This window comes from Nocardia vermiculata NBRC 100427, assembly GCF_001613265.1.
Taxonomy (GTDB): domain Bacteria; phylum Actinomycetota; class Actinomycetes; order Mycobacteriales; family Mycobacteriaceae; genus Nocardia; species Nocardia vermiculata.
On record NZ_BDCA01000001.1, the window covers coordinates 198,069 to 218,547 of the forward strand.

At 66.8% G+C, this 20,479-nt stretch carries 18 protein-coding genes; 10 read left to right on the forward strand and 8 right to left on the reverse strand.

The features are described 5' to 3' along the window. Positions 1 to 27 precede the first annotated feature (27 nt). Positions 28 to 993 carry a TauD/TfdA dioxygenase family protein gene (locus tag NV2_RS00935; protein WP_067869057.1) on the reverse strand — a complete coding sequence of 322 codons (966 nt, stop codon included), beginning with the start codon at positions 991 to 993 and terminating at the stop codon, positions 28 to 30. A 112-nt stretch (positions 994 to 1,105) separates the two neighbouring features. Between NV2_RS00935 and NV2_RS00940 the strand changes: the two genes are divergently transcribed. The 6 genes from NV2_RS00940 (at position 1,106) to NV2_RS00965 (ending at position 7,106) form a co-directional block, all read left to right on the forward strand. After that, complete coding sequence (locus NV2_RS00940) at positions 1,106 to 1,777, forward strand: TetR/AcrR family transcriptional regulator (RefSeq protein ID WP_067867762.1); 672 nt, start codon at positions 1,106 to 1,108, stop codon at positions 1,775 to 1,777. 224 nt (positions 1,778 to 2,001) lie between these two features. Further along, positions 2,002 to 2,469 (forward strand): hypothetical protein, encoded by a 468-nt coding sequence (locus NV2_RS00945; protein WP_157102691.1) that lies wholly within the window; start codon positions 2,002 to 2,004, stop codon positions 2,467 to 2,469. A 164-nt stretch (positions 2,470 to 2,633) separates the two neighbouring features. After that, positions 2,634 to 4,019: a glucose-6-phosphate dehydrogenase gene (locus tag NV2_RS00950; RefSeq protein ID WP_067869061.1), complete on the forward strand. Its 1,386-nt coding sequence runs from the start codon at positions 2,634 to 2,636 to the stop codon at positions 4,017 to 4,019. Positions 4,020 to 4,429: 410 nt separating this feature from the next. Next, positions 4,430 to 5,002 carry a DUF4352 domain-containing protein gene (locus NV2_RS00955; protein WP_245662379.1) on the forward strand — a complete coding sequence of 191 codons (573 nt, stop codon included), beginning with the start codon at positions 4,430 to 4,432 and terminating at the stop codon, positions 5,000 to 5,002. A 164-nt stretch (positions 5,003 to 5,166) separates the two neighbouring features. Then, positions 5,167 to 6,267, forward strand: coding sequence for a type I restriction endonuclease (locus NV2_RS00960; RefSeq protein WP_067867772.1), 1,101 nt, complete (start codon positions 5,167 to 5,169; stop codon positions 6,265 to 6,267). A gap of 62 nt (positions 6,268 to 6,329) precedes the next feature. Beyond that, positions 6,330 to 7,106 carry an enoyl-CoA hydratase-related protein gene (locus NV2_RS00965; RefSeq protein ID WP_067867775.1) on the forward strand — a complete coding sequence of 259 codons (777 nt, stop codon included), beginning with the start codon at positions 6,330 to 6,332 and terminating at the stop codon, positions 7,104 to 7,106. Between the two features lie 9 nt (positions 7,107 to 7,115). Here the strand turns inward: NV2_RS00965 and NV2_RS00970 are convergent, their stop codons facing one another. Further along, positions 7,116 to 8,393: a cytochrome P450 family protein gene (locus tag NV2_RS00970; protein WP_067867778.1), complete on the reverse strand. Its 1,278-nt coding sequence runs from the start codon at positions 8,391 to 8,393 to the stop codon at positions 7,116 to 7,118. 443 nt (positions 8,394 to 8,836) lie between these two features. Between NV2_RS00970 and NV2_RS00975 the strand changes: the two genes are divergently transcribed. Continuing rightward, positions 8,837 to 9,016 carry a hypothetical protein gene (locus NV2_RS00975; protein ID WP_067867781.1) on the forward strand — a complete coding sequence of 60 codons (180 nt, stop codon included), beginning with the start codon at positions 8,837 to 8,839 and terminating at the stop codon, positions 9,014 to 9,016. Here NV2_RS00975 and NV2_RS00980 read toward each other — a convergent pair. The 3 genes from NV2_RS00980 to NV2_RS00990 form a co-directional block, all read right to left on the reverse strand. Next, on the reverse strand, positions 9,010 to 10,383 hold the full coding sequence (locus NV2_RS00980; protein WP_067867784.1) for an NAD(P)/FAD-dependent oxidoreductase: 1,374 nt from the start codon (positions 10,381 to 10,383) through the stop codon (positions 9,010 to 9,012). The genes NV2_RS00975 and NV2_RS00980 overlap by 7 nt on opposite strands. Positions 10,384 to 10,465: 82 nt before the next feature. Continuing rightward, complete coding sequence (locus NV2_RS00985) at positions 10,466 to 11,683, reverse strand: FAD-dependent oxidoreductase (RefSeq protein ID WP_067867787.1); 1,218 nt, start codon at positions 11,681 to 11,683, stop codon at positions 10,466 to 10,468. Beyond that, positions 11,680 to 13,074: an MFS transporter gene (locus NV2_RS00990; protein WP_067867790.1), complete on the reverse strand. Its 1,395-nt coding sequence runs from the start codon at positions 13,072 to 13,074 to the stop codon at positions 11,680 to 11,682. The genes NV2_RS00985 and NV2_RS00990 overlap by 4 nt, the downstream gene beginning before the upstream one ends. Before the next feature lie 109 nt (positions 13,075 to 13,183). Here NV2_RS00990 and NV2_RS00995 point away from each other — a divergent pair, with 109 nt between their 5' ends. Together NV2_RS00995 and NV2_RS01000 are read left to right on the forward strand one after the other, a co-directional pair. After that, positions 13,184 to 13,810, forward strand: coding sequence for a TetR/AcrR family transcriptional regulator (locus NV2_RS00995; protein WP_067867794.1), 627 nt, complete (start codon positions 13,184 to 13,186; stop codon positions 13,808 to 13,810). A gap of 162 nt (positions 13,811 to 13,972) precedes the next feature. Further along, the gene (locus NV2_RS01000; RefSeq protein WP_157102692.1) at positions 13,973 to 17,245 is read left to right on the forward strand and encodes an arabinosyltransferase domain-containing protein; all 3,273 of its coding nucleotides are present in this window, start codon (positions 13,973 to 13,975) and stop codon (positions 17,243 to 17,245) included. A gap of 77 nt (positions 17,246 to 17,322) precedes the next feature. On the opposite strand, the gene NV2_RS01005 is transcribed toward NV2_RS01000, so the two are convergent. After that, on the reverse strand, positions 17,323 to 18,135 hold the full coding sequence (locus tag NV2_RS01005) for an SAM-dependent methyltransferase (protein WP_067867800.1): 813 nt from the start codon (positions 18,133 to 18,135) through the stop codon (positions 17,323 to 17,325). A 136-nt stretch (positions 18,136 to 18,271) separates the two neighbouring features. Here NV2_RS01005 and NV2_RS01010 point away from each other — a divergent pair, with 136 nt between their 5' ends. Continuing rightward, positions 18,272 to 18,799 (forward strand): gluconokinase, encoded by a 528-nt coding sequence (locus tag NV2_RS01010; RefSeq protein WP_210749001.1) that lies wholly within the window; start codon positions 18,272 to 18,274, stop codon positions 18,797 to 18,799. 14 nt (positions 18,800 to 18,813) lie between these two features. On the opposite strand, the gene NV2_RS01015 is transcribed toward NV2_RS01010, so the two are convergent. Next, positions 18,814 to 19,314: an alpha/beta-hydrolase N-terminal domain-containing protein gene (locus NV2_RS01015; protein ID WP_067867803.1), complete on the reverse strand. Its 501-nt coding sequence runs from the start codon at positions 19,312 to 19,314 to the stop codon at positions 18,814 to 18,816. Beyond that, entirely contained in the window at positions 19,311 to 20,108 is a 798-nt protein-coding gene (locus NV2_RS31660) for a hypothetical protein (protein ID WP_067867806.1), read from the reverse strand. The genes NV2_RS01015 and NV2_RS31660 overlap by 4 nt, the downstream gene beginning before the upstream one ends. Positions 20,109 to 20,479 lie beyond the last annotated feature (371 nt).

Consider the following 20,479-nt stretch of genomic DNA (forward strand, 5'->3'; position numbering starts at 1 on the left):
GTCCTCTCAGGGCCGGGTCACATGAATTCAGGCGCCGAAGGCGGGGAAGCGTTCGGCCGGATCGACGATCGAGAAGTGCGACGCGTCGCCGGTGCGGATCCGGCTCGGCGCGCCGTCCACCGAGACCGGGATGTCACCGGCCAGTGTCACGCGGTGCACCCGGCGCTTGTGATCGCCGTAGTCGGCGATCCCGTAGTGCTGGGTGGCGCGGTTGTCCCAGATCACCAGGTCTCCCGGAGCCCAAGCCCAGCGCAATGTGTTCTCCAGGCGGGTGATCCGCTCCTGCAGCAACCCGAACAACGCCGCCGATTCCGACGATTTGAGACCGACGAAGTTCTTGACGAAATGCCCCAGCAGCAGCGACTTCTCACCGGTCTCGGGATGCACCCGGACCACCGGATGTTCGGTCTCGAACACGATGCGGGTGAAGTTCTGCATGTGTTCGGAGGCCGCGATACCGCGGGCCCTGGCATCGGCATGCACGCCCGCATAGTCGTATTCGTTGCTGTGCACCGCCCACAGCTTGTCCGCCAGCGCCCGCAGCGGTTCGGGCAGCTGATCGTAGGCAGCCGTGGTCGAGGCCCAGGTGGTGGCGCCGCCGTAGGGCGGGACGTCGACCGCGCGCAGGATCGACGCCTTCGGAATCCGGTCGATGAAGGTGACATCGGTATGCCAGCTGTTGGCGGCCCCCTCGAGCACCAGTGTCCGATTGTCCTCGGAGGTCAGGGTCGGATGGGTCGTGGTCGGAGCGCCCAGGGTCGAGGCGAACCGGTACTGCACCTCGTCGTCGACATGGTGCTGATCGCGGAACACGACCACCTTGTTGGCCGCGAGTGCGTAGCGGATCGCATACGCGGTGTCGGCGCCGATGTCGCCGGAAATGTGGACGCCCTCGATGCGGGCGCCGATGTTCTCCCCCAGTTTGGTGACGGTGATGCCACCCGCGGCATAGATCTCGGCGGCGGTCGTGGGTCGGGATTCGGTAGTGGTCACGGCGTTCTCCTCAGGAATCGAACGGGTGAACACCAAAATAATTTGGTTGCATTAATTTGAGAACGAATGCGATCCGGCTGATTCTTTACCTTGGTCTGTAGAGTGAACGCCGATGACCGCCAGACTCGGCCGCTACAGCGTCGGCGAGGGGACCCGGGTGCTGTTGATCGAAACAGCCGAGCGCCTGTTCGCCCGGCACGGTTACGACGCGGTCACCCTGGCCCGGATCCGCAGCGCCGCCGGACAACACAACGCCTCGGTGATCAGCTATTACTTCGGATCCAAGGAAAATCTGCTGCGCGCCGTCTTCGATCACCGGCTGCCGGCGATCAGCGCCGACCGGGACGCACTCGTTGCCCGCCTGACCACCGGCGCGCACGCCCTGACCAGCCGCGAAACCCTGTGGGTCCTGATCCAGCCTCTGGCCGACACCCTGCACGGGCAGAACCATTACGTCGGCCTGCTCGACCGGCTGATGGAGACCGATGTTCTCGGGCGCGTGTTCAGCTCCGCGAATCCTGAGCGGACGGCCAGCGGATTCGCCGTCGATCGGGCGCTGCACGCTGCCCTCGGCGATATTCCGGAAACCGTTCGGCAGCAACGGATCCAGATGACCTACGAGAGTGTGCTGCGGACCCTGGCCCGGTACGACCGGTCCGGAACTGCACCGAGCCGGGCCGAACTGTCGGCACTCATCGACGCCTGGGACGGGCTATTGCACGCACCGTCGTCCGCCGAAACGTGCGCGATCGGCGATGCGGACGGTCGCCACCAGGACCGATGACCGCTCCCCGCGCGCACCGGCGGCCCGTTCCGGCCCGATCGAGCCGTTCATGATCAGTTCACCTACCGTTCACCGGCCCCGGGCACGGGTTTCTCCCCGTCGTTGGCGTTCATGAGACAATACGGGCGTGATCGAGGCAGTCAGCATGAGGATCAGGCATCGGCGCAGCGCATCGACGGGTGTGGCACCGATCCCTGCAACGACCCTCTCCGTCTGGTAGCCCGATGTCGGACCGCGAAATACCGCAGTGGCACGCCGTGCCTAGACCCCGGACCGTCGATCGCTCGTCGAAAGTGGTGCAGCTACCCAAGCGGCCGCGGCGAGTGGAAGACGAAGCCGACCCGCAACCACGCAAGACCTGGCGTTCCGAACGCGGCAATGTCTACGATCCGCCCCCTACCAGGCCAGTGATGCGTTCGGAGTTGCAGGCCGAGACCGGAGCGTGGCAGGCCGAGCCGACCGCCTGGCAATCCGATGTTTCCGCGGCAGCCTGTAGGCCCGAGCGCGACGGGAGCGTCGTCGACCTCGACGAATTGCGACGCAAGCGGGCCGACCACACTCCCGGCGCCGGAATGCGGCGCGCGGTCAAGCCCCGGCGGATCTCCGCCACCATGAACGACCGTCCGGGTGACGACGATCGCGACACCGACGCGCTGCCCACCGACGGTCACATCGGGCGTCATCGCAAGTAGCCGGTTCGATCCGAGCACCGAAAGATCCGGTGTCGGGCCGCGCCGAACGCTCCACCGGTATTACCGTTGAGATCGTTCCACGAATCAGTTCGCCGTTTCTCCCCATTCCGACGGTCGGAAAGAGGCAGGACCATGAACGGTTTCGCGCCCGCACGGGTAGCTTCGTGACCCGGCTCGTCGTCTTCGGCGGCACCGGTGATCTGACCGGGCGATATCTGCTACCAGGCCTGGCAGCACTGTTCGACACCGGACATCTCGACGAACATTTCCGGCTGATCTGCGCCGACATGAAGGAATGGGACGACGCCCGATTCCATGACTGGGTGGCCGACCGGCTCGACCGGCACGCCGCGAACTTCTCGCCCGCGGCACGAGCGTCGGTGGCCGCGGCCGCACGGTACCGGCAGGCCGATATCCGGAACCCGCGCGAGGTGGCCGGGGCGATCGCCGGGGACGGGCCCCTCGTCGTCTATCTGGCGCTTCCGCCGGCACTGTTCCCGCTCGCACTGGACACCCTCGGTGCCGCGGGACTGCCCGCCGGCAGCCGGCTCGTTCTGGAGAAGCCGTTCGGTGAGGATCTCGCCAGTGCCGAAGCCCTCAACCGGCGACTGGCCGATCTACTACCCGAACAGTCGGTTTTCCGGGTGGACCATTTCCTCGCGATGACCACCGTGCAGAACGTGCTCGGCAGCAGACTCGCCAACCGGGTCTTCGAATCCGTCTGGAACAGCACGCATATCGAGAAGGTCGAGATCGTCTGGGACGAAACGCTCACCCTCGAGGACCGTGCCGGATACTACGACACGGTGGGCGCGCTCGAAGATATGGTGCAGAACCACCTGCTGCAGCTGTTGTGCCTGATCGCCATGGAACCGCCGATCACACTGTCCGAGCGCGACCTTCGTGACCGCAAGGTCGATGTGCTGCGATCGATCCACACCCTGACCGACGACGATATCCGCCGATGCACACGCCGGGCCCGCTACAGCGCCGGCACCATCGGCGACCGCCAGGTGCCCTCCTACCGTGACGAGCGGGGCGTGGACCCGAGCCGAGGCACCGAAACCTTCACCGAAATCGACCTCACCATCGACAACTGGCGGTGGTCCGGAACAACATTCACGATGCGCACCGGCAAGGCGCTCGGCGCCGATCACAAAGAAGTCGCCGTTCATTTCCGCCCGGTACCGCAGCGGCCGTTCAGGCCGGACACCACCACACCGAACGTACTGCGGTTCGGACTCGAACCCGAAAGTCTCACCCTGGCACTGACCGTGGTCGGCGCCGCCGTCGACGCCCTGGTCCCCCTGACCATGACCACCCCCGTCCAACCCTCGGACCTGCCGGCCTACGGCCGCTTGCTGCTGAACGTATTGAACGGCGATCCCGCATTGTCCATTCGCGCCGACGAGGCCGAACAAGCCTGGCGCGTGGTCACTCCGGTGATCTCCGCGTGGTCGCGCGGAGTGGTGCCGCTCGAGGAGTATCCGGCGGGATCCTCCGGTCCGGACGACCACCTCCCCGAACCCGCCCGAGACGAACCGCACTGAACCCTGCCCTACGGGGGCGCCACGCGGCACAGACCATTGCCGCATCCGCTTTACCCAAATGTTGTGCTTTTAAACCTCAAAGCGTGTAACGCGCATCGCCGTCCTGACTATCTTTCAGAACGCGGGACGTACCCGCACTGCCGCAGGACCACCCTGGGCGCCGAGATGAGGAACCATGACCACTCCGAACAGGCGTCGAGCGGTCCATATGCGTCCACCAGTTGCGCCGGGGACGCCGGTCAGTAGTAGCCGGTCGGGTCGGTCGCTCTCGGGCGGCCGGCTCGCATCCCCGAAAGAATCCGATGACAACGCCACCACCTCCACCCCCGTACAACCAGCCCTACGGACCATCGTATGGGCCGCCGCCCTATTCGTTGCCGCCGTACCCACCACCGCCACCACGCAAGCCGGTGATCTGGCCATGGATCCTGATCGGCGGTCTGGTCCTTTTGTGCGGCGGATGCTTCGGAATTGTTGGCATCGCAGCCAATTCGTCCGACTCCACCACCGAGAAGACCACGAAAGCACCGGCAGCCGCCATTGCGAACAAACCAGCTGCGCCGCAGCCCCCACCCGGCCCGAATGTGGCGCCGGCAGGCTCGGAAGTGCGCGACGGCAAGTTCGCGTTCGTCGTCACCGGAATCGACCCACCTGTCAAGACTCTCGGCGACAACGTCTTCCTCAGTGACACCGCTCAAGGCGAATACCTCGTAATTCACGTCGACATCAGCAATGTCGGCGACCGACCGAGGAGCTACTTCGGTGATAACCAAGTGCTCATCGACGACCAAGGCCGCGAGTACACCAACGACAGTTCAGCCGAGTTCAATATCAACGATGGAGCAGTCCTCGGCACGGATATCAACCCCGGCAACAAGATAACGGTCGCCATTGCGTTCGACGTCTCCCCCGGAACCGTACCTACGGCCATCGAATTCCACGATTCCATGTTCTCCGGCGGTGTGCGAGTGGCGGTGAGGTAAAAGGATTCAGTGGCCGATCCTTGCCTCGACCAGGGACGAGATCGCCGAATTACTCGCTGCCACCGGCAAGAGGATCGACTGAAACCTCACTGCCGAAGCAGATTTCAACCACATAGGCTCGCGCGAACTCCGCAGTTCGGGCGAAATCACAGAAAAGAACACCCATGTCCAACACCCTGGATCGAATCAATTCCATCGCCGCCAAACTGCGGTCGACCCAGAGCGCAATACTGACCGAGGAGGCTACAAAGAACGCGCTGGTAATGCCGTTCATCGCGCAAGTGCTCGGTTACGACGTCTTCGATCCCGCCGAGGTCGTTCCCGAATTCGTCTCCGATGTAGGAACAAAGAAGGGCGAGAAGATCGATTACGCCATCCTGCGGGACGGCGCCATCCAGATCCTGATCGAGTGTAAGAAGATCGCGGAGCCACTGAACATCAACCACGCTTCGCAACTGTTCCGGTACTTTTCGGTCACTTCCGCTCGGATCGCAATCCTCACCAACGGCCGCGAGTATCAGGTCTATACGGACGGCGACCGACCGAACGTCATGGATTCGAAGCCGTTTCTAGTGTTCGACATTCTTGATATGGACAAGATCCTGGTTCCCGAGGTCGCAAAACTGTCGAAAGAGTCGTTCGATCTGGACTCGATCGTCAGCGCCGCCGAGGAGCTCAAATACATAGGGCAGATCAAACGGCTCCTGAGCCACGAGGTGAAGACCCCTTCCGACGACTGGATTCGGTTTTTCATCACCCGGGTCTACGACGGTAAGGCGACTCAGCGCATCGTCGATCAGTTCCGCCCATTGGTCACCAAGGCAGCCGCACAGTTCGTCGCCGACCAGGTGAACGACCGGCTGAACAACGCGCTGGGTGACAACGCCGGCACGGTCACCGCTGCTCCTTCCGAAACAGCCCCGGCCGAGGTCCGGCCGGCTGCCGAACCGACAGCGCCGGTAGCCGACGACGGAGTCGTCACCACGGAGGAAGAGCTGGACGGATTCAATATCATCCGCGCGATACTCGCAAAGGAAATCGATCCGGTTCGCGTCTGCTACCGCGATGGCAAGGCCTACTTCGCCGTGCTGCTCGACGACAACAACCGCAAGCCCATCGTGCGGCTGCACCTCAACGGCAAGAGCGTCAAGTTCATCACCACCTTCGAGAACGGTAAGGACGGGGAGCGTCACGATATTGCCGGTGTGGTGGATCTTTACCAGCATGCGGACCGGCTCCTGGCGACGGTGAAGAATTATGGCTGAGCGAGGGGCCGAGCTGGGGCGAGGCGGTATACGGCCCGGGTACCCGCATCTACCGTGAACGTATGGCTACCGAATATCAGCATCTGCTTGTGGACCGCACCGATGACACCGTGCGTATCACCATGAATCGTCCCGACCGGCGCAACGCGTTGTCGGCCGGGCATCTGGAGGAGTTGCTGGCGGCGTTTCGGGCGGCTGGGGCGAGCGATGCCACCGGGATCGTGCTCGCCGGGAACGGTTCGGTCTTCTCGGCGGGGCATGATTTCGCGGATGTGGCGGCGCGGGATCTGGTGGGGGTGCGGGAGTTGCTGGTGTTGTGTACCGAGGTGATGCGGACCATCGAGGCGGTGCCTCAGGTGGTGGTGGCGCGGGTGCACGGGCTGGCGACTGCGGCGGGGTGCCAGTTGGTGGCGTCGTGCGATCTCGCGGTGGCCGCGGAGTCGGCGGGGTTCGCGTTGCCGGGCGGTAAGGGTGGCTGGTTCTGTCACACTCCGGCGGTGCCGGTGGCGCGGGCCGTGGGACGTAAGCGGTTGATGGAGTTGGCGCTCACCGGTGACCCGGTCGACGCGGCGACCGCCGTCGACTGGGGGTTGATCAACCGCGCCGTCCCCGATGCGGACCTCGACACGGCGGTCGAGGACCTGCTGGCCCGCGCCACCCGGGGCAGCCGGGCCAGTAAGGCACTCGGCAAACGCACCCTCTACGCCCAGCTCGACCGGCCCGAGGCCGATGCCTACACGCTGGCGGTGGAGGTGATGGCGGCCGCCTCCCAGCTCGCCGGGGCCCGGGAAGGCATGGATGCGTTCCTGCACAAGCGCAGCCCGGTCTGGCCGGACTGAGCCACGCCGTCAGAGGACTTTCGCGGGCTCGTTGTCGAAGTTCAGCGGTTCGGTCCGCGGAAAGGTGACCGGCAGTCCGGTCAGTGCGCGGTGGAACGGGCCGGGGCGCCAACCGGTGGCCCCCTCGGTGGACACGAGCCGGATTTCGGGCAGTGCGTCCAGGAGTTGATCGATGGCTTCCTGGGCGATCAGATAGGCCAGCGATTGCGCCGGGCAGGCGTGCGGGCCGATACCGAAGGCCAGGTGGGACCGGTTCCCGGTCATATCGTCGGCACGGATCTTGGGATCGTTGTTGCACGCGGCCATGCTGATCACCACGGGCTGATTCGCGGGGAGCCAGACATCGTCGATCAGGATCGGCTGGCGCGGATAGGTGATCAGCAGGTTGGCCAGCGGCGGGTCGTTGAAGAGCACCTCGTCCACCGCGTCACGCGAGGACAGATTGCCGCCGAGCACACTGCCGCCGAACCGGTCGTCGGTGAACACCAGCAACAACGCGTTGGCGATCAGGTTCAGCTGGAATTCGATTCCGGTGCCGTAGACCTGCGAGATGTGGTGCGAGACCTCGGTGTCGTTGAGGCCGGAGGGATGCCGCTGCAGGATCGAGGTGATGTCGTTGCCGGGTTTGCTCCGTTTGAGCGTCACCAGATTCATCAACGCCTCACCGAGCATCCGGTTGCCGGCCTCGGCATCGACACCTTCCAACAGGGCGGCGGTACCGGCGGCGACCTGGCTGCCGATTTCCGGCGGGCAGCCGAGCATGAAATTGACGACGTCGAAGACCAGTGGATAGACGTACTGGCTGATCAGTTCCGCCTGGCCGTCCTGGCAGAAACTGTTGATCAACGGCAGCGTGGCCTTTTCGACGGCCCCGCGCAGGGCATAGAGATCCACCCCGTCGATGGCCGCCATAATCGCTTGCCGATATCTGTGAAAATCGGTTCCGGAGCTTCTACTGGCCATCGGACGCCATTCCAGCAGCGGCAGGATCGGACAGTCGGCCGGCACCGTCTGCTGCCAGGCGCGCGGGTCCGCCGGGAAATGTTCGGGATCGTTGAGAATGCGCACCGCGGTGCGATATCCGATTACCAAGGTGGCGGGCACATTCGGTGCCAGTTCGACCGGGGCGAGGGCGCCGAACCTGTTCCGCATATCGCGGTAGACCCGGTGCGGATCGTCGGAGAAGTCCGAGGTGAACATGGCCACCCGTGGGCCGTCGGACCTGGTCGGTGAACCGTGGGTCACCGGGCACGTCCGCGAACGGGTCGGGAACTGCGAGGTATTCATCAGTTACTCCAGGTGTGGAATAGCACGAATGCAGCGCCGATCACCCCGGACGGCCTTGGCCGAGGTCGATCGGATCTCGATAACGTTGCCGGACAACGTTTTCAACAGCAGCGCCCCCTCCGACGCGGCACCGGGAGGACAGTACCGCACCGACATCGAACTCGTTGCCCGCCAACGACATAGCGGACAATTGCGAGGACGCCCCACTCTACGTTTCGACAGATGAGTTGGGCTGCTTCCTATTTGGCGGACATTGCGTTGTCCGCATATTGTCCGGACGACGGACCACCGTGAGCGGGCCGGCACCACGCCCCGGCCGCACGGACTGCGCGGACCTCCCCGTCGGCACCGCCGCAACCCTGGGGTTAGCCGACCATAGCCACCAGTTGACCGCTGTGGCAGTCTTGAACGTATCCATCCACCCCGGATGCGAAGGACCGATCATGTTCACAAATATCATCGAGCCACTTCAGGGCCTCGCCGAGCAGAATCGCGACCTCATCGGTTACGTGGTCATCAACCTGGGCAATGCCATGCTCGGTGTGGCGCGGTGGGGACTCGAGGCTGCCACCCCGTTGCTCCAGCAGTTCTTCTCCGAGTACCCGCCCGGCGGGAACTACTGACCGCCCGACCCCTGTTCGGCGAGCGTTTGCAGCACCTTCGGCACATCCTCCGCCGAAAGGTAGTGGTCGGTGTGTTCGAATTCCTCGATGGTGCGCGGGCCGAAGTCACCGTCGCCGATACGTAGGAAGTCGTCGCCGCCCAGTCCGTGTGCGGTCCAGTCGAAGGCGACCCGGGCCCGCGCGACGAGGGTGCGCAACGCCATCAGGTGGTAGCCGCGAGTCACGAATTGCGCAGGCGCGCCGTGCAGTCCGACCTTCAGTGGACGTGCCACCGCATCCTTGCCGCCGAGATCGACGACCAGGCCGAGATCGGGATGCCGATACGGTCCGGGCCTGGCCCCGCGCAGCGTCGCGACCAGATTCTTTCCCAGATGTCGCCCCTGGCGCATGGCGTGCTGGGCGGTGGGTGCGCAGACCGCACCGGGCTCCTCGGTCAGGTCCGGTACCGCCGCCGCGTCGCCACAGGCCCACACCCCGGGCAGCCCGGGAACCGTGAGATCGGCCGCGGTGACGATGCGCCCCTTCTCGGTCGCCGCCCCCAGGTGGCTCGCCAGCGGGCTCGGCACCGCGCCGGTGGTCCACAGTACGGTCCGGGACGGGATGAAGCGGCCGTTGGTGAGCTGGACGCCGTGCGCGGTGATCTCTTTCGCCGACGCGCCCTGGATCAGCTCGATCCCGCGTTCGGCCAGGATCCGTTTGGTTTCCTCACCGAGCTGATGTCCGAGTTCGGGCATCATCCGGTCACTGCGGGTGACCAGATGCCAGCGCACCATTTCCGACTCCGCCCGGGGGAAGTAGCGCCGGGCGGCCGCCCTGGTGAGCTTGTTCAGGACCGCAGTGGTCTCCACCCCGGCGTACCCCGCGCCGATGGTGACGAAATTGAGCCGTTCCCGGTCCTCGTCCTCGTCGCCGCGCACCGCTGCCACATCCAACTGCCGCAACACGTGATCTCGCAGGTACATGGCCTCCGGAAGAGTCTTCATCCCGAATCCGTGCTCTTCCAGCCCGGGCACGTCGAGAACTCTGGTGATACTGCCCGGGACCAGGATCAGATGATCGAACTCGAGCGCGGTCTCGACCCCCGCCGGTCGGCGCACCACGAGCTGCCGAGTCTCCGGGTGTACCCCGACCCCGCGGCCCGGCACCACCTCGGTGCGGCGCAACACCCGGCGCAACGACACCGAGATCGAACGCGGATTGAGCACACCCGAGGCGACCTGCGGCAACAGCGGTAGATACAGCAGCCCCGCATCCGGGGTGACGAGCTGAACGAACGCTTCCTCCGGACGCAGATGCCGCTCCAGGTAGCGGGCACACTCGACGCCGGAGAAACCACCGCCGACGATCACGATCTTCGCGCGACTCACGCACCACACCCTAGCGGCCGCATGCGTGCGACGGCGTGACACTGCCACCTGCCCCGCCGCTTCCGCCGCCGCCGGTGCGCCGTTACGAGGCCGCCTTCGGGGTACGCGCCGCGTCGATCACACGATGTGGCGCAGGGAGTTTCAGCGCCGAGTGCGCCGGCTGCTCGGTCGCGGCGGGTGCGGTGGTGAGCCGGCGCAGCCGGTTGTTGCGTTGTTCGAGGGCCTGCTCGGTGGCGGGAAACAGTGCGGCACTCCCCTCGCCGACCAGTGCCTGGTTCGCGGTCACGAACTCCCGCATGGCCTGTTCGTAGGCAGCGAATGCGGCGGTGTGCTCCCGGTGTGCCGCGAGCGAATCCGCGAGCAGGTACGCGCCGGCCAGCGCCAGGCTGGTGCCCTGCCCGGTCAGGAACGACGGTGCGGAGGCCGCGTCGCCCACCAGGACGACCCGGCCGCTCGCCCACCGTGGCATGCGGATCTGACTCACCACATCGAAGAACAGGTCGTCGGCCGCACGCATGGCGGTGAGCATGTCGGGCACCCGCCATCCGGCGTCGGCGAAGACCGCCGCGACCAGATCCCGTTGCGCACCGAGGTCGTGGACGATGTCGAACGGTGGCTCCGCCCGGGTGCAGGTCAGCAACGCGTGCAGCCGATCTCCGACCGCGTAGAGGGCTGCGCCCCGGCCCGGCGACGACCACAGCGCTACTTCGTCGCGCAGTCCGAACGTATTCGGCATGGTGAACCCGGCGAAGCAATAGCCGAGGTAGTGGTGGAACCGGGCTTCCGGACCGAACACCGACCGGCGGGTACGCGAGTGCAGGCCGTCGGCGCCGATCACGATATCGAAAGTGCGCCGGGTGCCGCCCTCGAATGTGACGTCCACCCCGTGCTCGTGCTCGTGCAGCACGGCGATCGAGTCGCCGAACCGGAATTCGGTGTGGTCTCGGATCGTCGAGTAGACCACACCGTTCAAGTCGCCTCGGGCGAGTTCGAGGTCCTGTTGCGCCCCACCGGCGACGGTGTGCGGGGCGAGCGCGGCCACCGTGGCGCCCTCGGGGTCGAGGAAGGTGATTCGCCGGGTGTCGATGTGCCGCTCGCGCAGCTGCGGCAGAATTCCCATCCGCCGCACTACTTCCACCGCGGTACCACGCACGTCGATCGGATATCCGCCGGCGCGTGGGGCGCTCGCCTTCTCCACGACGGTGACCTCGAAACCGTTGCGGTGCAACCAGTATGCGGAGGTCATCCCCGCGATACCGGCCCCACAGATCAGGATGGTGCGGTTCGTGGTGTCGTTCATGCGGGTACCTCCGTGTTCATGTGACGGATGAGAAACAGCGACAGCCCGGCAACGACGCCCGCCGCGGCGAAACCGGCGATGAACGCGGATTCGGCCGGATGGTCCGCACCGGCGTGGGTCCCGGCCGCCAGGACGGCGCCACAGATCTGGACCCCGATGGCGGTGCCGGCCACGCGAGTCACCATGAGCAGGCTGGTGGCGATTCCGGTGTCCCCCTGAGCGACCGCGGTGGCGGTCCCGGCCAGCAACGCCGTGACGCCGATCTCCGCGGCCAGCGCGATCAGCGCTCGCGCGGCGATGACATGCCAGAGCGCGTCGTGCAGGAGTCCCAGCGTGAGCAGCGCGCAGGCCGTGATCGCCGTGGCGGTGAACACGACGGCCCTGGGGCCGAAACGTCTCGTCGCAATTCCCGCGAGGGGCGCACCGACCGTTCCGGCGATCGCGGCCGGGAGCAGAAACATTCCGATATCGGTGGTGTCGGCCCCGAATCCGTAGGAGCCGGCGGAAATCCCGAGCAGTTGCGGGACCAGGAAGGCCGCCGCGGCGGCCCCGACGGAGACCAGGAAGGTCACCACACACGGGCGCCACACCCGCCGCATCGCGGGCGCGCGCAGATCGACCATCGGCGCCGCCGCGCGGCGCTCCACCGCGACCCATGCGGCACCGAGGACTCCCACCACCAGTGCGACAGCGGCGAGTGTCAGCAGCGTCAACTCCGCACCGCTCGCAATCTTCAGCCCCAGCACCAGCACGATCAGCGTGGCGCCGAACAGTGCCATACCTGCCCAATCGATGCCGGGGCCGGACGGACTCGGCGGGTCGTGCGGCATCAGCCGGTACACCAGCAGCGTCGCCACCGCCGTCACGAGGGCCGGCAACGCGAACATCCAGTGCCAGGACAGCGCCTGCGCGACCGGCCCGGCCAGCAGCGTTCCCGCCATGCCTCCCCCGACGAACAGACCGGTGACCGTCCCGATCGCGACGTGGGACGCGCCCTGCGGAAGGTAGGTGCGCACCAGGATGAACGACAGCGGTAGTGCTCCGATCATCGCGCCCTGGAGGACCTGCCCGAGCAGCAGGACCGGCAGGTTCGGCGCCAGGGCGGACACCACTCCGCCTACGGCGACCACGGCCATCAGCCGCACCAGCACTCGCTGACCGCCGTAGCGGTCGCCGAGTTTGCCCGCCACGGGCGTGACCACGGCTCCGGTGATCAGGGTCATGATGCTGATCAATGCCCCTGCGGCAGGCCCGATTCCGAGCTCGCGCTGGAGCAGCGGTAGCGCGGGATCCACGACCGACTGCAAGGCGCCGGCCGACAGCGCCAGCATTCCGAGCGCGGCGACCGCCGACCACCGGATGTGCACCGGCGACGGCAACGTTTCCGTCATGAATTGACCTTCCGGTCGGTACAGGGAACAACCTCGACGGCATCCGATGGACGCCTGCGAACTACACTACACCGTGCAGTGTAGTTCTGGTGTGGCCTAGGATCGCACCATGCCGACGAAGACGCTGCGTGCCGGATCCACCGCGAAACGAGCCGCAATCCTCACCGCGGCGCGCGCGCTGTTCCTCGGCGCCGGCTTCGATCGCACCAGCGTCGACGCGATCGCCGCGCAGGCTCAGGTGTCCAAACGGACCGTCTACGACTACTTCGGCGATAAGCACACGCTGGGCCGGGCCGTCATCGAGGCCACCGCCGAGTCGCTGTTCGCCACGGTCCGGCGCACCCTGGACGAGACGTCGAGCGAGGTCTCCACCGCCGGTGAACTCGAGGACGCGCTGATCACCTTCTCCCTGCGGATCACCACCGACATGCTCGACTCGGAGGAATACAGTGCCCTGCAGCGACTCGTGCGAAGCGAGTCCGCCGACGAGCTGCGCACCGGCAACCCACTGGCCGATGTCCCCGAGGAAATACTCGGCGAATACTTCGCCGCGCTCGCCCGGAAAGGACTGCTCGAGATCACCGACGCGCGATTGGCCGCCGACCACTTCCTCGCACTGACCTTCGGCGTCGCGCTGAGCAGACTCGGCTCGGCGAACGCAGCCGACGACGCCCGAGTCGAACCACTCATCGCGGCGGGCGTGCGCACATTTCTCCGGGCGTACCGGGCCGAGTGACGGCGCCGGGAGCGAGCGGTTCCAGCCCGCTCGAGGGCAGCTCGGCGACCGTGGGGCCGGTTCAGCAACCGGTGGGCGTCCCTGAGCACAGGCTGAGGATCGGCGGACGAAATCGCGGATAACGGAAACGTCACGTTAGCATCGGCGACCGTGGTCGACACGATGGTGAGGACGGACGGTGCGCCTGCTGCAGGCTCGAAACCCGGGGCTCCGGGTAGACGGCGCGGCAGCTGGGCGAAGCCGATAGCCCTCATCGCCGGGCTACTGGGGGCCCTGTGCGCGATCGCGGTGCCGCTGCTGCCGGTGAAGGTGGACCACACCACGTTGTCCTGGCCACAGCAGGATTCGGCCCGCAGTATCAACGCGCCACTGGTCTCCTATGCACCGCTGACCTTCGACGTGACCGTTCCGGGGCAGGCGATCGAGGAGTTGAGCGCGCACGGCGGCGTGCTGGCGTCGACGCTGCCCGCGGAGGCGGGCAAACTGGAGAAGTACGGGTTCGTCGCACGGGTCCAGCCCGTGCATGAAGGCAAGCCCGCCCAGCTCGAGGTGGTGTTGCGCAATCAGTCGCTGCTGAATGTGCCGGTCGCCGCGGTCGCCGGGAGCACCCTGACCGTGCATGCCGATATGTCGTCGACCGAGGTCGAGTTGACCGGGTCCGGCGTCACGGCGTCCGAACTGCCGCCGGGTGACTGGCGCCCGCAAGTGGTCGGGCTCTACAGCGATCTGTCCGACCCCGCCGGTGCGAGCATCACCGCGCAGGTCGACAGTCGCTTCTCGGTGACTCCGACCATCCTCAAACGCGCTGCCGAAGTGCTGGCCGTCGTGTTCACCCTGATCGCACTGGTGGCGCTGTACCGCCTGGACCGGCGCGACGGACGGCCGCTGCGCCGCCTGCTACCGCAACGGTGGTGGACGTTCACCGGGGTCGACCTCGTCGTCGGGGCGACCCTGGTGGTGTGGCACTTCATCGGTGCCACCACCTCCGACGACGGCTATCAATTCGGGATGGCGCGGACCTCACTGGTGTCCGGCTACATGGCCAACTACTTCCGATTCTTCGGCGTGCCCGAGAATCCCGTCGGCACACCGCCCTACGACATCATCGCGCACATGACCGAGATCAGCGTCGCAAGTCCGTGGATCCGGTTGCCGACCCTGCTCGCGGCCTTGGTGACCTGGCTCGCATTGAGCCGGGAAGTGATCCCGCGGCTCGGCGTGGCGGTACGCCACGACAAGGTGGCGGTATGGACGGGCGCGCTCGGCTTCCTGGCCGTGTGGCTGCCCTACAACAACGGACTGCGCCCGGAACCGATCATCGCGGTCTGTGTACTGCTCACCTGGTGCTTCGTGGAACGCGCCATCGCCACCCGGCGACTGCTGCCCTACGCGATCGCGATCCTGATCGCCGCCTTCAGTTTCACCGCGGCGCCCTCCGGAGTGATCTGTGTGGCACCGCTGCTGGCCGGGCTGCGGTCGGTGGTCGGCTTCGGCATTCCGCGAGCGCGGGCCCTGACCGGTGTTCCGGACGGCGCGGCGGTGTCGCGAGGGGCCTGGATCCGGGCCTACGGTGCGTTGCTCGCACCACTGCTCGCCGCCGGAGTTCTGGTGCTGGCCTTCGCCTTCGCCGTCGAACCACTGTCGGCGATGTTCGAGATGCAGCGGGTGCACAGCATCGTCGGCCCCTCGGACCCCTGGTACAACGACTACCTCAACTACCAGTGGCTGTTCATGCCTTCCGCCGACGGTTCCATCGCGCGGCGCTTCGGCATGGTCGCCATGTGGCTGGGCCTGCTCGTGTGCATCTTCGTCCTGCTGCGCAAGGGCGGCCGCATTCCGTTCACCGCGGCCGGACCGGCACGACGACTGCTCGGCATCACGTTCGGGGCGATGGTGCTGATGGCGACCGCGCCGACCAAATTCACCCACCACAACGGCGTCTATGCGGGGCTGGCCGGTGCGGTGGCGGTGCTGACCGCGGTCGCGGTCGGCCCCCGGGTGATGCGCTCGCCGCGCAATCGAGCCCTGTTCGCCGCGGTGGTGTCGCTGGCCATGGCGCAGATCTTCACCAGCATCAACCGGTGGTGGTTCGTCTCCAGTTTCGGTATGCCGTGGTTCGACAGCTCGCCCACCGTCCTCGGTATCGAATTCAGCACCATATTCCTGGTGATCGCGGCGCTGTGCCTGCTGCTGGCGATCTGGTGGCATATCCGGGCCCCCAAACCCGGTACCCCGCACCGGGTTTCCCCGCGCGCCTGGCGCCTGGCGAAGTTCCCGCCGTTGACCGCGGCCGCGGCGATCCTGGTGGTGTTCGAGGTCGTCTCGTTCGCCGCGGCGGCGGTGAATCAATACCCGGGCTTCTCGCTGGCATCCTCGAATATCAATGCGTTGACCGGGAATCCGTGCGGACTCGCGGACAAGGTGCTGGTCGAAACCGACCCCAATGCGTCGATGATGAAGCCGCTCACCGGTGACCGGTTCTCGACCTTCACCGACGGCGCGCAAGGATTCGTCCCCAACGGCGTCGGCGACATCCAGTCACCCGAGGAGAAGAACGAGAAGAGCAGTATTTCCAAGGCCTTCCACGACGATCCGGGCAAGAGCGGGCAATCCGGGGACTCCAGTACGCAAACCGGCGGCTCTCCCCTGCCCTACGGGCTCGACGCCGCGACCACACCGGAGCTCGGCACCTACGAGCAGCAACAGCCGGCCGACCTGATCACCGGCTGGTATCGGCTGCCCGAGCAACGCGACCGCAGCGACATCATCTCGATCGCCGCCGCGGGACGGATCGAGGCGATCGGACCCGACGGTGGCACCGTCGGCGGTGAGCCGGTCGACATCGAATACGGCACCATCGATTCCGCGACGACCGCCCGCCCGGGAGGACGGGTGAAGCCGATCGACATCGGCCCGGCACCGTCGTGGCGCAACCTGCGGATCCCGCTGGACCGCATTCCCGACGACGCCGACGTGATTCGCATCGTCGCCAAGGATCACAATCTGGATCCACAGCGCTGGGTCGCGTTGACTCCCCCACGCATCCCGCAGACGCAGACCCTCAACGACCTGATCGGTTCGAGCCAGCCGGTCCTGCTGGACTGGGCTGTGGGCCTGCAGTTCCCGTGCCAGCGCCCCTTCGACCACAAGGACGGCATCGCGCAGGTGCCGGGCTGGCGCATCCTGCCCAACCGGGCCGGCGCCAACGACACCACCATGTGGCAGAGCCACTCCGGCGGCGGGCCCCTGGGCTGGAGCCAGCAGTTGTTGCGGTCGCGCAGCCTGGCCACCTACCTGCGCGACGACTGGAAGCAGGACTGGGGCGAACTGCAGCGACTCACACCGATCGACCCGACGGCGGGCCGGGCACGACCCGCGGTCACCCAGGAGACACACGGTGGTCTGTGGTCTCCCGGACCGATCAACACCTGGTAGTACGCGGCACAGGATCGCTCCCGCCCCGGAACGGGGTGGGAGCGCTGCCTTCGGACATAAGCTCGGACGCAGTCCGGTCAGGGCTTGCGGGCCACGCCGCAGTAGAAGGCGACGTCGGAGTCCATGTCCTGGTCGCCGAGCTGCGCGCCGATGCGCGGCGTCGGCTGTTCGACATGCCATTTGCGGCTCACCACGACGCCCGGATCCAGCAATTCGAGGCCGTCGAAGAACCGGGAGATCTCCGCGTGCGTGCGCAGCCGAGCGTTCATGCCCGCATCGCGGTACACCTTTTCGACGTCCTCGAGTTGGTCGTTGAGATCACCGGTCGCATGGCTGATCGCCAGGTAGCTGCCGGGCGGGACCGCCGCCATGATCCGATCGACGATCTCGTACGGCAGTTCGCCGTCGAAGAAATGCAGTAGTCCGTAGCACGACACCGACACCGGCTCGTCTACGAGGGAACGAAAAGCGTTCGACTCCAGCAGTTTCGCGAGTTCGGAGATGTCGGCTTCGACGAAGTCGATCGAACCGGCCTCGTTACCGTCGGTGTATCCGAAGGCGCGGGCGTGGGCCAGCACCATCGGATCGTTGTCGACGTAGACGATCCGGCTCTCGGGGGCGATGCCCTGCGCGATCTGATGGAGGTTCGGCTCGGTGGGGATCCCGGTCCCGAGATCGAGGAAGCGGCGGATGCCGTGCTCGGCGGCCAGCAGGCGGGTCGCGCGGACCATCAGATCACGATTCTCCCGTGCCGCCTTCTTGATGCCGGGAAACGCCGCTTCGACTTGCTGGGCCGCCTGACGATCGACTTCGTAGTTGTCTTTCCCACCGAGGAAGTAGTCGTATACCCGCGCCGGCGACGGCCGCGTCGAATCCAGCTCGACATCCATGCCGCACATGCTATCTCGCCACCGCGGGTCGGCGCGCGGCGTAATGATGCCGGACGCCGTCCCGGCAGCCGCGGCTCCGCACCGGGCACGCACCACCCGCCTCGGCCACCGGGCGCCCGCGGTGAGGCAGGATGGTCTGGTGTCTGCACTGTGCGTTGTCGTGATGGGCGTTTCCGGTACCGGGAAGACAACCGTCGGCCACCTGCTCGCCGCACGGGCCGGGGTGCCGTTCGCCGATGCGGACAGCTTCCATTCCGCCGCCAGCATCGCGAAGATGTCGTCCGGTGCACCGCTCGACGACGCCGATCGGGAACCGTGGCTGGCGGCGGTCGGGCGCTGGCTGCAGGAGCGGTCGGAGCAGACCGGCGGCGTGATCGCCTGCTCGGCCCTCACGCGGCGTTATCGCGACATCCTGCGCGCGGCGGCGCCCACGGTGTTCTTCGTGCACCTGACGGCCGACCGTGACGAGCTGATCGAGCGCATGGACGGGCGCGATCACTACATGCCCGCCACCCTCGTCGATTCCCAATTGCGCACACTGGAACCGCTGGAGCCCGGCGAACGCGGGATCGCCCTGCGAACCGACCGGGCGCCGGAGCAGCTCGCCGAGGTCGCGGCGGCCGCGGCGCGGAACGCCGGCACCGCGGAAACCGATCCACGCTAGTGCGGGCGCACAGCTCAGAGATGTACGAGTTTTCTTATGCTCCAGCGTATTCCGCGTCCGATACCGACCAGGAACACGACGGTGAGCGCCGCGCCGAGTAGGCACCGTAGCCAGTAGGTCGCGCCGGCGGGCGCCATCCCCATCGCGGCGTGCAGCCCGTTCTGCCAGGCCGCGGCGCGCGCGACCGTCACCGTCACCGCGAACCCGCAGATCAGCAGCACCGGAACCCGGTGCCGGCCGAATCGCCGGTCGATATCCACATTCCAGTGCCGCAACACCGAGCGCAGGAGCCCGACGATGCCGATGGCGAGGGCGACCTGCACGCCGGTGAGAATGGCCTGGGATGCGGACGTGCGGGGCAACACGGCGGGAAGCAGCGACACCGCGACCGCGACCGTGACCGCCACGACCGTATCGACGCGCGGGCGGGTGAGCAGCGGACGGTGTGCGGCTGCGGTGGCCGGCGCCTCGAGGACAGGCTCCGGTGCCACGTCCGGGGCGAGCACGGTGGTCATCGGGTCACACCCGCCTCCACCGCCGCCGCGGCCCGGTTCACCCGCATGCGCCGCCACAGCACCGTCCCGGCGAATGCGGCGACGGCCACTCCCAGTGCCGCGGGGCCCGCGTAGCGGAGCAGCTGGTGCTGAAGATCCTCGCCCGAGAGCTGGGAACCGAAGAGATATTCGGCGTTCGGGGTCGCGTAGCTCTGGCGCAGCGAATTCAGGTCCACTCCGGTGGTGGCGACGGTGGCCACGACATCGCATCCGGCGCGCGCCGCGGTGTCGGCTCGCTGATCGCAGGCGGCGTGCATCCGCCGCTGCAGGGTGGCGTCGATGGCCTGACGTGCCCACGAATGCAGTGGCTGGCGCTGCTGCTCCGCATAGCGCAGCAGGTCGTACCCCAGGTCGTGGGCCTTACATGCCTCGGTGAACTCCGCCGGCAGTTCCACCGGTGACGAGCAACTCCCCCCGGGGTCGACCATGAGCCCGTTCTCGACCTGCGGGCGGTAGCCGGCCTCGGCACCGAAATCGGCCGGCAGCGTCACCCGATCGGGGTGCTCGCCGACCAGCGCTACGACCGCGGCGCGAGCGGCCGCGTTCTCGATCCCCGGCTGCGGCGCCGACGCCGCCGCGGGCATGGCGGGCACGAAGGCCAGTGGCACCATCGCCGTCATCACCGCGAGCGCGACCGAACCGACCACCTGCCGGATCCGCTGCAGCCCGCGGCGCCGGGGAGCTCGAGGCGGCGGGACGGTGGGCACGTGCGGCCGCGCGCGATGCCCGGCCGGCCCTGGTGATGCGTCGGTCATGGGTGCCGAAGGTAACCGATCGATCTGAGAAAGGCCGATTCGCTACGCACATGTTTTACTCGACCACGCGGCGGGTACCGGGGCGCGCGATATCTCGACCAGGGCTTTCATCCACACGGCGCCCGGCAGATGCCGCCGAACGAGCGCGTTCCGCATTCCGAGCCGTTTCTCACACCTACCCGAAGCGGGTCGGCCGGGCGACACCCCATCGGCCGCCTCGAACACCGGGCCGACCGATCGAGGAGATCCCGACCGGCCGGCACTCCGGAGGGAATTCAGCAGTGCAATGGCGCTGCCCGAGAACGGCGTACGCGAGAACTCTGCCCGGTGAATGGTGAATGGTGAATCCCGAAAAGGGCGCGAACACCACA